This is a genomic window from Spiroplasma clarkii (genome assembly GCF_002795265.1).
Taxonomy (GTDB): domain Bacteria; phylum Bacillota_I; class Bacilli_A; order Mycoplasmatales; family Mycoplasmataceae; genus Spiroplasma_A; species Spiroplasma_A clarkii.
Genome location: NZ_CP024870.1, coordinates 1,248,115 through 1,261,605, shown reverse-complemented (window position 1 = coordinate 1,261,605; position 13,491 = coordinate 1,248,115). Strand labels below are relative to the sequence as shown.

General features: G+C 30.5%; 10 protein-coding genes. All 10 read left to right on the top strand.

Translation table 4 applies throughout. From position 1 onward, the window contains the following. Positions 1 to 50 precede the first annotated feature (50 nt). The 10 genes from SCLAR_RS05735 (at position 51) to SCLAR_RS05690 (ending at position 13,490) form a co-directional block, all read left to right on the top strand. The gene (locus SCLAR_RS05735; protein WP_100254975.1) at positions 51 to 1,142 is read left to right on the top strand and encodes a lipoprotein; all 1,092 of its coding nucleotides are present in this window, start codon (positions 51 to 53) and stop codon (positions 1,140 to 1,142) included. Between the two features lie 179 nt (positions 1,143 to 1,321). Beyond that, entirely contained in the window at positions 1,322 to 2,416 is a 1,095-nt protein-coding gene (locus tag SCLAR_RS05730) for a hypothetical protein (protein WP_100254974.1), read from the top strand. Between the two features lie 193 nt (positions 2,417 to 2,609). After that, positions 2,610 to 3,512: a lipoprotein gene (locus SCLAR_RS05725; RefSeq protein ID WP_100254973.1), complete on the top strand. Its 903-nt coding sequence runs from the start codon at positions 2,610 to 2,612 to the stop codon at positions 3,510 to 3,512. Positions 3,513 to 3,786: 274 nt separating this feature from the next. Then, a complete protein-coding gene (locus SCLAR_RS05720; protein ID WP_100254972.1) occupies positions 3,787 to 4,134 on the top strand; it encodes a hypothetical protein in 348 nt (115 codons plus the stop codon). A gap of 277 nt (positions 4,135 to 4,411) precedes the next feature. Next, positions 4,412 to 5,821, top strand: a complete 1,410-nt coding sequence (locus tag SCLAR_RS05715; protein WP_100254971.1) for a lipoprotein — start codon at positions 4,412 to 4,414, stop codon at positions 5,819 to 5,821. Between the two features lie 216 nt (positions 5,822 to 6,037). Next, positions 6,038 to 6,682, top strand: a complete 645-nt coding sequence (locus SCLAR_RS05710) for a lipoprotein (protein ID WP_100254970.1) — start codon at positions 6,038 to 6,040, stop codon at positions 6,680 to 6,682. Between the two features lie 449 nt (positions 6,683 to 7,131). After that, positions 7,132 to 9,087: a threonine--tRNA ligase gene (thrS, locus tag SCLAR_RS05705; RefSeq protein WP_211277547.1), complete on the top strand. Its 1,956-nt coding sequence runs from the start codon at positions 7,132 to 7,134 to the stop codon at positions 9,085 to 9,087. A 25-nt stretch (positions 9,088 to 9,112) separates the two neighbouring features. After that, positions 9,113 to 10,225 (top strand): formate/nitrite transporter family protein, encoded by a 1,113-nt coding sequence (locus SCLAR_RS05700; protein WP_169921860.1) that lies wholly within the window; start codon positions 9,113 to 9,115, stop codon positions 10,223 to 10,225. Between the two features lie 117 nt (positions 10,226 to 10,342). Further along, on the top strand, positions 10,343 to 12,160 hold the full coding sequence (locus SCLAR_RS07260) for an ABC transporter ATP-binding protein (protein WP_169921859.1): 1,818 nt from the start codon (positions 10,343 to 10,345) through the stop codon (positions 12,158 to 12,160). Positions 12,161 to 12,278: 118 nt separating this feature from the next. Beyond that, positions 12,279 to 13,490 carry a hypothetical protein gene (locus tag SCLAR_RS05690; RefSeq protein WP_100254967.1) on the top strand — a complete coding sequence of 404 codons (1,212 nt, stop codon included), beginning with the start codon at positions 12,279 to 12,281 and terminating at the stop codon, positions 13,488 to 13,490. Position 13,491: the final 1 nt, after the last annotated feature.

Below are 13,491 nucleotides of genomic sequence, written 5' to 3'. Positions count from 1 at the left end.
ATAATCTTTGAGTACTTAAATTTGTACGAATAATATCGGGGATAAAAAATATGAAAAAATTATTAGGGCTGTTAGCTGCTACTGGGTTAGTGGCATCAACCTCAAGTGTTGTTGTGGCATGTGGGGAAGAACAAGATACAACAATTACAAAAGATTCAATTATTGCTGCAACTGCACAAGTTAAAGATCTTGATGATCTAGAAGCAGTAAATGCAGCATTAGCTAAGATTGAAATTGAGGGGTTAGAAAGTCTAACTGCTGTTTTAAAAGGTGAACCTACCACAGATGTAGTTGTAACAATTTCACTAGTTGAAGGCTATGCTCTTGATGAAGAAAATGATACTTTTGAGATAGAAAATGCAATTGACAGTAAAATTGTTTCAAAAGATATGATCATTGCAAAAGTAGAAGTACTTGAAATATCAAGAGACTTAGATGAAGTTAATGAGAAATTAGGTTCAATAACACATAAAGGGTTAGAAAGTCTAACTGCTGTTTTAAAAGCTGATTCTACCACAGATGTAGTTGTAACAATTTCATTAGTTGAAGATTACACTCTTAATGAAGGAATTGATACTTTTGAGGTAGAAAATGCAATTATTTTATTTGTTGATAGTGAAGAATTGGAAACAACAATTAAAGATGGTGAAACTGAATTTGAAAGTTTCAGTGCAGCCAGAGTTTATTTTTCAGATTTAGCATCGAATTTTGATTCAGTAAAAACTATATTATTAACAGAAGATAGTGAAAAGTATACAATTAAAATCACTTTAAATGATTATAGTGAATTTATTGATATAGAAGATGTAAAAAACCATTCATTTGAAATTGCTCTTACAATTAATTCAGTGACAATTATACATGCAGACCTGCAGAGTTGACTTATTACAGAACTTAAAGGATATGAACTAACAAGTGTTGAAGAAGTTGAAGCAAAACTAAATGAAATTTTAGGAGAAAATTCAACAATAACTTCACCACCTGAATTTCATTTAAACAAAGTGGATGACTTTTCACTTTCAATTCATCCACAGGTTCCTAATTTAGTTCAGCTGGAGTTAATTTTTGCTGATGGTTATGTAAAGAATACACCTTCACCACTTGCATTACAAGGTGTATTCACTAGTTCAACTAATAAGTAAAGTTAATCACATAATTTCATTTTACACACTTTTGTAATAAAAAAATTATAGCAAATAGATATATTTGCTACCTAAAAACCTCACATTATGTGAGGTTTTTTCTATCTAAATTTTTCACAAGAGAAGTGTTATAATCTATTGGTATTTAAATAAATACGAATGAAGTGAGGATAAAAGATATGAAAAAATTATTAGGATTGCTTGCAACCTCAGGTTTAGTGACCTCAGGTTTAAATTTTGTTACTGCATGTGAACAAGTAACAGCATCAGCAATTACCAAGAACACAATAGTTACTGCAGTTAAGGAACTACAAAAATCTAAAAATTTAGCAGAAGTAAATAGCAGATTAAAATCTGTAAAACTTACTGGTTTGGAAGACCTGACTGCAGTTTTAAAGGAAGGTTCATTAACAGATGTAGTTGTAACAATTTCACTAGTTGAAGGTTACACTCTTGATGAAGAAGACAAGACTTTTGAAATAAAAGATGCAATTACAAATTATTTTGTTGATAGTCAAAGTCTTGAAAATGCAATTAAAACCAGTTTAACTACATTTGCAAGTTTCAATGAGGCTAGAAACTATTTTGCTGATTTAAAATCTAATTTTGACTCAGTAAAATCAATTATATTAAATAATAAGGCTGATGATTATGAAATTGTTATAACTTTAAATAATGAATATCAATTTATTGAGACAGGGATAATTACCCACAGATTTGTTATAGAAATTGAGATTCAATCAGTTACAATTAGAGCCAGTGAATTTAGAGCTTGACTAGAAGAAGAATTTGAAAAAGATGCTTTAACTGGCTTTTTTGGGGTGACATTAATGTTAACTGAAATTTTAGGTACTGAACCAATGATACAGTCTCCAGATCAATTTCATCTAGACAAAGTTATTGATTGGGATGTTAAAGTAGGGTCTGCGGCTGGAATGATAACCTTAACTATTGATTTTGAACAAGGTTATATGTTTGATGGTAATAACATTTTTATTATGTTTAATGTATATAGTCCAATAACACTTGAAACTGATGATGTGGAAATTGTTGTCTTAGAAATTTTAGCACAAGAAAAGTTTGCTTCAATAGACTTATTGCAAGAGAAACTTAATGAAGTAAAATCTTTAATTGTTGGGGTCTTTGGTTTTTTTGCAGAAGCTGAAATGGGGACAAATAATGCAAAGATTGTCATTGATGTTGATGAAAACTATTGAATTTCCCCAGATTTTAATTCATTTGAACTAGTTGATATATTAATTAATAGCAATTAGAGTTTTTTAAAAATACTAGTAAAATGCCTCAAACCCAATGAGGCATTTTTCATTTAATATCACTTAGTTTCAAACAAATGAGTATAATTTTAAAGTTAACACTTTTTTGTGTTGCAAATAACGGAAATTAATGTAATAATACTTTTAAGCATAAATTAAAATTATGCTACATGTATGAAAGGGAATAAAATATATGAAAAAATTATTAGGATTACTTGCAGCAACAGGGTTAGTTGCAAGTACAGGATCTGTAGTAGTTGCCTGTGGAGAAAACACTCCAGATGTTGTTACCATTGATTTAGATCTTACATCAAATACAGTAACACTAGATATTAGTACTGCAGTGGATGCAGGAGAAAATGAAAAAGAAGTTACTATTGTAAACTTTGCAGACTTAGGAGAACTAAATATTGCACAAGCAAATCCAGCTGTTGTTTTAGTAAATCAAGTTAAAGTTAGTGAAGAAGGTAAATTTACATTAATAGCAGTTCAAGAAGGTAACACAGTTGTTACTATTACTTCTGATATTGAAGATGTTGAGTCTGTAGAAATTACAGTAAATGTAATTGACTCATCAAAAGAACAAATTTCAAGTGAAAGCATTGAAGCAGCTGTTAAAGCAGAACTTGAAGGTGAAGATGAGTTCGCTGATCTTACATTGTTAAATGCAGCACTAGCAGCAATTGAAATTGATGGAGTTACTAGTTTAGTTGCAGTAGCAGACACAACACCAGGGAATGCAATTGTTACTATAACAGTTGCAAGTACTCACACTTTAGTTGGTTCTACAACTTTTACACTTGAAGGTGTATTAGAAGTAACTGAACCAAGTAATAAAATTGAAATTTCATCTGAGGATATTAGTGCAGAAGTTGTTGGACAAATTGATGGTGCAAAATTTGCTACTATTGAATTGCTAAATGAAGAACTAGCAAGTATAACTATTGATGGAGTTGAAAGCTTAATTGCAGTAGAAGATGAAATATCAGGAGATGCAATTGTTACCATTACAATTGATGAAGAAAACTATGTATTAGTTGGAGCACTAACATTTACACTTGAAGGTGTTTTAGATACTGATATTGAAGCTGATTAATACAATTAAATAATGTATTAATTTTATAGTAAACATTTTTTAAACTGTCCAAATTTATTTGGGCAGTTTTTTATTATTTTAAAACACCTAGTTTAATCCAGACTTTTATACATCACCTTAATTAAACCAAGCATTGTAAAGAAAACTGTTTTATTTTATAAATTTATTAGCTGACAATCGTCAACTTCTTACTTTTTGAATATGTTGAAAAATGCACAAAAAAAGTGTATAATATTAAAGATAATTAATTATAACATATATGGAGGGTGAATATATGAAAAAATTATTAGAATTACCTGCAACAATAGGGCTAGTTGCAAGTACAGGAGTTAAACAAACTTTATGTGAAAGTAATGAAGTAAAGGGGGCAATTTCAATTAGTGAGCTAAGTTTGCTTGAAAAGGGACTTGCATTAGGGTTAACTAAAGAACATAGTTTAAATCCTTTACTTTCAAGATCAGTGAATTTTGATAAGATCTCAATAGGTTTAGAAGATAGAACTCTTGAAACAACATGTATTATTAATACAAAGATCATCAAAACAGCCTTAATTGATGCTAGTGAAGACTATGATAATTTTGCAAGAAGCATTGAAAATGAATTAAAGAGTTTAATAACTTAAAGTTATTAAATGTATTTAAAACAGCTATTTTAGTAAGTTATAGTTTCAACAACCTTTAACAACTGCATATTTTGTAAGCAGAAACAGTTATGTTTCTGCTTTTTACTTAATGACTTGTTATTTAGAGTTTTAATGTGAGTAAGGCATAAATTAATCTTTAATAAGATATAAACAAAATTTTTACAATTAATTATAACACTTATTTGTTGTAAAATACACAAAAAAGTGTATAATATATGTAGGTAAAAAAACGAAAACATATATGGAGGGCAAATATATGAAAAAATTATTAGGATTACTGGGAGCAACAGGGTTAGTTGCTGGTTCAGGATCTGCTGTTGTTGCATGCAACAACAATTTAGGGCAAGTTGCTGGAGGTATTGCAGAAATTGAATTAGATTTTTCTGAAGAAACAGTAAGATTGGGTGTAACTGCTATGGATAACTCAAAAGCAGTTACAATTGCAAATTTAGTTAATCTTGGTGAAACCCAAATTCATTCAAATGATGAGGAGGTAGCTGCAGTAAGTAGTGTTGATGCTAATGGGCGTTTTGTAATAACTGGGTTAACTGCAGGACGAACATGAATTGAAGTAGCTTCATTTGGTGATAGAATTGGTATTAATGTGGAAGTCTTTGCAGAAGTTAGTACAGCAAGTATTCAAACAGCTTTAGTTGAAGCAAGTAAAAATTATGAAGTTTTTACTAATGACTTTGAAACACAGTTAAATAACTTATTAACTTTGGTTCAAGCAAATATTGAGGGAATTGCTAGTTTAACTGCTACAATTGACAAAACAGATCCAACAACTGCCACTGTGGCAGTTGAGGTTTTAGATTTTTATAAATTAGTTGGAGCACCAACATTTACAGTTACTGATCTTTTCAATAACTCAATTCCGGACACAGAAGATTTTAAAATCAACAGTGACACTGTTAGAAATAGTGTTTTAGAACAAATTGGTTCAAAAAAGTTTGAAAATACTACTAAATTACAAGAATTTTTAAGTAACTTAAATATTTTTGGAGTGCAAGATTTGATAGTAAGTGAACAAACATTAAAATCGATGGTTGTCAATGCTGTTATTATCCTTAAACCAGGCTATATTTTAGTGGGTGAACCTACTTTTAGACTTGAAAACATTTTAATAGTAGAAGAAACTATTGAACCAGAACCAGAAGAAATTACTATTGATTTTATTAAAACTATTACTTCACTTGCAATTAACAACAACAAATTCAATGACATTGATGAACTACAATGACGATTAGATAACATAACTATTTCTGGAGTGGAAAGGTTGGAAGTAAGTGAACAAGCACCAAAATCAACTGATGTAAACATAACCATTATTCTTAAACCAGGGTACGTTTTAGTTGGTGAAGCAACTTTTAGTCTTGAAAATGTCTTAACAGTCAAAGAGACTCAAACAGGACAAGAAATTGCATCTTCAGGTCTTAAAACAATTATTGATAAAAGACTTGTTTTTAGCTCTGGGTTTAGTGACATAAACTCATTTCAAGAATACTTAGATGACACTTTCCATTTTATAGGAGTGGCTAGTTTAACTGCTAGCGAAAAAGGTCTTGGATTAGCTGATGTTTTGGTAACTGTTAAATTAAGACCAGGCTACGTTTTAAAAGGAGAAGATACTTTTACTCTGAAAAATGTCTTAATAGTAGAATAAGTAAATGAAACACTTATCTTTGCAAATTCAATTTAAAGGAGAGATATTTGAAACTATTCAAAGCAATTTGAATAGTTTTTATTTATTCCAGTTAACTTAGAACACACGGATTTATTTTCAACTTTAACACTTTTTGTGTTGTAAACAACGAAAATATATGTATAATAATTTTTAGGCATAATATTATGCTACATGTATGAAAGGGAATAAAAATATATGAAAAAATTATTAGGATTACTAGCAGCAACTGGCTTAGTTGCCAGCACAGGATCTGCTGTAGTTGCTTGTGGAGAAGATGAAAAAACAGATACCACAGTTACTACTGATAGCATCAAAGGCAAAGTTGATGCTTTATTAGATGGTAAACCATCAATGGCAGTTGCTGCATTACAATCATTATTAAATGGTGATGAAACAATTGTTGAGGTTGCTACTTGAACAGTATCTAGAGATACTACCATAGAAACAACTGCAAACATTGGATTCACTCTTGCAGAAGGATATACTCTAGTTACTGGTGATGATGCAGAATTTACAGTTGCAGACATTTTAACTCCATTAGATACCCTTGTTATTGAATTAGATGATAGTGATGTAGAATTAGACTTAAATGGTACTTCAACAAAAGAATTTACTATTGCAAACTTTGCAGAACTTGATTCAATTGCTGTTGCTATCACTTCAGGTGATAATGCAGTAGAAATTTCAGCAGACACAACTCAAACTGATGGTAAATTTACAATTGTTGCAGTAGCTGAAGGTGATGCAACAATTACAGTTTCATCTGATGTTGCTGATGTTCAACCTGTTACAATTGATGTAGATGTTATTGACAGCACTGAATTATTTGAAATAATATAAGCAAGTTTAAATAGAAAAAGGTTAAATATCTGCTATTTTTGATGATAGTAGCTAGATTTCCTAAATTTATTTATTTTTAAAATTTAAATTTCAACCTCTAAACAGGAGCTTTTAAGTTTCTGTTTTTTTGCATACCACTTAAGAATTTTTGAAGTAAGTTTTTAAGTAAAACTAGATTATTAGAGAAATGAATTGAGGCATTAAGATTAGCTTTTTAATCTAATCATTTTAGTTTTATGTTTTAAGAGATCTTAAAATGAATAAGAACTTGACTTAGTTAAATAAGTTTTTTGTCTTGATTTATGAAAAAAAAATGAATTTCTTCTAAAAACTGTCTATTTTTAGAGCATTTATCTAAAATTTTTTCTATTCAAGATAATTTTGTTGTATAATCTAATAGTTATTTTAGATAAAAAAAGTAAAATCTATATTATTGAAAGGAACTATTAATGATGAAAATAACATTACTAGATGGACAAGTTAAAGAATTCAAACAACCAATGACAGTTTTAGCTATTGCTGAAAGTATTGCAGTCAGTTTAAAAAAGAATTGTATTGGAGCTGTAATCAATAATAAAAAAATTGTTCCTAATGGAGCAGTTTTAAGTAAAGATTGCAAACTAGAAATAATCACAGAAAGACATGCCCTTTACAAAACAGCAATTAACTATACTGCTAAAGTACTAACAACTTTTGCTTTAAAAACAGTTTTCCCTGAAGGTTACCCAATGATGCCTGATGATGACTTAACTGAACATGAGTTTAGTGCCTATTTTAAATCTCCCAAGGGAATTAAATTTGAAGACTTAAAAAAAATTGAAGAAATAGCAAACTCTTTCATTGGTTTAGGTTATGATTTTAAATACTTTTATCCAGGTGATGCCAATGAAGCAGAGTACATGAAACAAGTCAAAGCAGATGGCTGTGTTAATGTTGATACAAAAGTTGATATGAATTCTAAAGATTATATTAAAATGCCAACAGTTTTAGTGAGAGATGTAATCTTTTTGGCAAGAAATGCTTTGTTACCAAGTACAAAAAGTTTATTCAAAATTGAGTTAACTCAACTTTCTGGTTTACAACTTGAAGATGATGCCAGTGGGGAAATCACTTACCGAATTCATGGAATTGCTGAAACTAGTGAAACTCGTTTAAACCAGTTAAAAGCAGAACTAGAAGAAATTAAAGCAAGTGACCACAAGTTCATTGCCAAAAACCTTGAAATATATCATTTAGATCCTATTATTGGCGCTGGTTTACCAATTTGATTACCTAATGGAGCTATTTTAAAACAAGAAATTAAAAAGTATCTAATGGAAAAAGAGTTTGATTATGATTTTATTCAAATTGAAACCCCAGTTATTGGTACCTCTCAACTTTATAAAATTTCAGGACACTGAGATCATTACCGAGAAGATATGTTTGCCCCGATGGCATTACCAAAAGAAGAAATGGTTTTAAAACCAATGAGTTGTCCGCACCATATTTCAGTTTATAATTACAAACAAAGAAGTTACAAAGACTTACCGTTAAGATTTGCAGAACATGCCTTACAACACCGTTACGAGTCATCAGGTAGTTTAACAGGATTAGAGAGAGTTAGAGCAATGGAATTGACTGATTCACATATATTTGTGAGACCAAATCAAGTTAAAGTTGAGTTTGCTCGTTGTTTTAACTTAATTCAAGAGGTTTTAGCAACATTTAATATTAAAATAGATTATTTATCTTTATCTTTGCGTGATCCAAAAAACAAAGAAAAATACTTTGATGATGATAAAATGTGAAATCATGCTGAGGCTGAACTTGAAGAAGTTTTAAAAGAAATGAAACTTGACTATAAAAAAATGCCTGGAGAAGCTGCATTTTATGGTCCAAAACTTGACATCCAAGCTAGAACTGCTATTGGTCATGAAATTACAGTTTCTACAATTCAATTAGATTTCTTACTACCACAAAAATTTGAGTTAGCATTTATTAATGCACTTGGAGAAAAAGAAAGACCAATTATGATTCACAGAGGATTGATTGGAACTTATGAACGTTTTATTGCTGTTTTATTAGAACAAACCAAAGGAGTTTTACCATTATGATGTGCTCCAAAACAAGTAGAAATCATCCCAGTTAATGAAGAATTAAATGCAGCCTATGCTGATGAAGTTTGAAAAGCATTAAAACAAGCAAAAATTAGAGCTGGAATTGACAATCGTGATGAAAGATTAAGTTACAAAATTCGAGATGCTCAAGTTAAAAAAATACCTTTCCAATTAGTTTTAGGAAAAAAAGAACAAGAAGAAAAAACTGTCACTTACCGAAAATATGGTAGTGAAGAACAAATTACAGTTTCACTAACTGAATTTATTAAAATATTGACAAACAAAATAATCAACAAAACATATGATTAAACATTGAAAGAGGAGCTTTATAGTTATGGATAATCAAAATATCAAAAAAATTGAGGCAGAAATTGCTCAATTGAGGAGTGAGGATTATGAATTATTAGATGAACGTCATGGATTCATGGTTGATGGATTACTTGGAGGTTTCAAAGCTGCAATTCATAAAATGCACTACACATTTTTTAACCAAATTCTTTTAGGAATTTTGGGTGGAGTAATTTTAGCCTTTGGATATACTGCTTGTATTGTTGCAGTTAATTCCACACCCTTTGGTAGTGGATTTGCCAATGTCTTATTAGGATTATTTTTCCCAGGTTGTTTGATCTTAATCACATATTTGGGAGGAGGACTATTTACTTCTCATGTAGTTTCAACAATTCCAATGTTTAAAAAGACCATAAAAGTCAGTGATTACTTAAAAGGTATTTTTGGAGTTTTATTAGGAAACTGAGTCGGAACTTTATTATTTATTATTGTTTTCATTTTAGCTGGTGGTTTAGAAATGAAAATTGGGGGCAAATCAGTTGTAGTTCAAGCCTACTATTTAGGAATGCACAAGATGTATGGTGTTGGAGATAGTTTACTAGAAGGTCATGCACTAACATTTAAAGTCATTCTGATTGCTGCAATAGCAGCTTTTGCTTCTGGAATGCTATGTAACTTTATGGTTTCATCAACTTTACCACTAACAAATTCATCAAAACACCCAGTTGTTGCTTTGATGGTTATCTTTTTCCCAATAGTTTTCTTTGCAATGAGTGGTTACCAACATTCACCTGCAAACTCATATTTTATGTGGATTATCTTTATTGTGGATATTATGAAGGATAACGTCTTTGCATCAGGAGAGACAACTCCTTTATTGGGTGGTGGAGCAGGAGCACTAGCAACTGCTGAAATTTATAACTCAATTAATGGAGCTACAGGATTTATCTTCTTTGCAGTTAACTTAGTACCTTCAGTACTTGGAAACTGAGTTTCAGGGGCAATTTTACTACCAGGAATTTTACACTTAATTAATAAAAAATACACTGAACCTTTCTTTAAAAGAGAACGCATCTTATTTTTAGAAGAAAAATTGCACAAAGCAAATTTAAAAGCAAAAGGTAAAGAACCAAGTTTAAAAAAACCTGACAAAAAATAATTTCAATAAAATTGCCAATTTGGCAATTTTTTCTTATAAAACTTATATAGTATGAAGTTTATTTTGTTAAAATATAATTAAAGTTAATTAGAAATACATAAGTGAGTGTAAGTACCAATGAAAAGAGAAAAATTTGCTTCCGAGAAGGCTTTTAGTGTTGAAAAATTTAAAGATGTTTTAAAGACCATAAATGGTGGGATTAAAAGACATCCTTATGTTTTTACTTGCCTAATTCTTATAAATATTGTGGATTCAATGTTATTCTCTTCACTAGTTATTGTTGTTAAAGGGATTACCACAGCAGTAGTTGAGCAAGAAACAAATGGTGGTATTGCAAGTTTTTGAGGTCTTAGTTTATCTTGAGTTGGTTGAGCCTTTGCTGGATTGGGTGTTTTTTGTGCAATGTTACTTTCTGGGTTCTTAACAAACTTACTTTCAATGTTGTTTGCAAAAAAAGTTGAAATCTACTTACGTCAAAAAGCCTTAATTCACTTAGTTAAAATTGATATTAGTTATTATTCAAAAAACCAACTTGGCTTAATAATGTCAAGAGTTATCAATGATAGTCAATGATTTGGTGATGCTTTTAATGAATTTTTTACCAATTTTGTTTATACTATTGCCACAACAGTTGTGACCACTAGTATAGTTTTTGGAATTGATGTCACTATTGGTTACATTGCTTTAGGACTTTTATTTGCCTTAATGTGTGCCATTTGAGTTATGTTTATTTTTTATCGTCGAGCAATCTTAATTGCTGTGGACCAACGTCAAGAAATTGATGCAGACATTATTGATAGAATTATTAACATTAGATTAATTAAAGCTACTGGAACTGAAGAACGAGAAACCAAAAGAAATCAAGAATTACACAAAAAGTATGATGTGAAACAAATGCGTTCAGTTCGTTTTCAATCATGAATGCTAATTTTAAATGGAGTTTTTGCCACAGCATTTCCAGTTTTTATGTTAATGATTACAATTGTGTTGTATCGATCAAGTACAGATCCAGCAACTCTTGCTAGTTTATGCGTTGCTGTAATTAGTGCAGCTTCAAGCTTGATGCCCAATATTTTATTACTAACTCAATCACTGCGTGGAATGACTAGAATGGCAAACTGTGTTATGAGGTTAAATTTAATCTATAAAGCCAAAACCCTTTTAGATATTCCAGATGATGGACGTAAAATTTGTTCAATTGATTCAATCTTGTTTAGAAATGTCTCTTTTAGTTATCCTGAATCTCCAATGAAACAAATTCTCCCTTGCATTAATCTTGAATTAGAGAAAGGTAAAAGTTATGCTTTTGTTGGTGAAACTGGAGTGGGAAAATCTACAATTGCTAAAATGCTTTTAAGGTTTTATGACACTACAGAAGGTGAGTTATTAATAAATGGGATCAATATTAAAGAACTAGATTTACCCCAATACCTTTCGATGGTTGGTTATGTTGAACAAGAACCTCAGATAATTTATGGAACAGTTATTGAAAATTTAGCTTATGGATTAACAAATGTAACTGATGAAGAAGTTAAGGCAGCTGCTCAAAAAGCTAATTTACATGACATCATAATGACTTTACCTCAAGGTTATCACACCATTTTAGGAGAAAGAGGATTTATGTTTTCTGGTGGGCAAAAGCAAAGGTTAATAATTGCTCGTTTATTTTTAAAAAACCCCCAATTGTTAATTCTTGATGAAGCCACAAGTGCACTTGACAACATTGTGGAAGCAGAAATCCAAGCAGAACTTAATAATTTAATGCAAGGTAGAACCACAGTAGTAATTGCTCACCGTCTAAGTACTATTAAAAATGTTGATAGAGTAATTGTGTTGGATAAAACTTTGGGAATTTCACAAATAGGGACATTTGATGAACTCAAAAAAGCCCCAGGAAGATTTAAAAAACTATATGAATATGGGTTATTAAAGTAGAAAAACTATTTTTTAAGTACATTAGTGGATATTTTGGGTTGGAAACAAGATTAGTGTATAAATTAATAGTTTTTTTTGTTAAAATATATTCAATCCACAAAGAAATAGGAGTAAATTTATGAAAAGGCTGTTAACACTGATTTCTTCTTTGACAATGTCAGCAACACTAGTTGCTTCTTCAATTCTAACAGTTGCTTGTGAGGGTGTTTCAACTAGAAAAATTAGAGACATCTTAGATCTAGAAAAGGAAAGTTTTTTTAATTTGCCCGAATTTCATTACAATAATCTTTGTACCCCAATTTATTATAAGGGTGAACTAACTAGTTCAGTTTGTGATAAAGATCGAGAAGAAGGGGAAGCTGAAGAAAACTTGCTAGATACTTACTTTAAAACTAACTATCATTTGGCAAATTATGTCACAAATTCTGATGATATTCAAGAGTATAATATGGCTTATTACTTTGGAAAAGCTGCAGTTGATATGTATGTGCAATTAAATGCCTGATTTGAGGCTTTAATTAATAATAATTTAAGTGCTTGATACCAAATAGTTTATCAAGATATTAATACTGTTGCTAATGCAGAACCAGGTGAACATGAAAACAACCAATTAGAAAGTATTTGGTTTTATTATGACACAAAAGATGATAAAAGAAATTTATCAACACATTTGGCAGCAAATACACGAAGATCACTATTAACTTTTTTGGGAGATCTAATTACCAACATTGAATTCCAAAGAAATGTTGCTCGCTATGCAGTTTTGCGTAAAAACCTGAACCTTTTATATGAAGGTTGAATCCAAGCCAACCATTACTATGAAGAGTTGCGTGAAACTGATGGCAACAGCAGTCAAGTTGTTGATCTTGGAATCTTTGTGAATGATTTAAGAAGTCTAATTGTTGAAGTAACTCGTGGAAGGATGATCCCACTTTTAAAACTTGTTGGTGAGGGTACAGCCCGTTCAATGGGTAATTCTCAGGTTAGTGTTCGTTTTGAAAAAAACTTAATTAACTATTTGAATGTTGGAACAATGACTCAAACAGGGATTTTTAACTACTTTGAAAAGTTTCCAAGTCGAATTTTAAACACAGCAGCAGATGGTGAGACCACTTCATATGAAAAACCAACAAGACAAGAAATTATTCGGTTTGCCCAAACTTATCGTGAGGATGAAGGTACAACAGACAGTTCACTAAATATTGAAAAATATATTGCTGATTTTAATTTAAGAAATAGAGCACAACTTTATTTATATGGTTGAGATTTTAGAGAGCAAGTTATCAACACAGTAGGGAGTTCAAAAACTTCCCAAGGAGATGAGGTGTAAT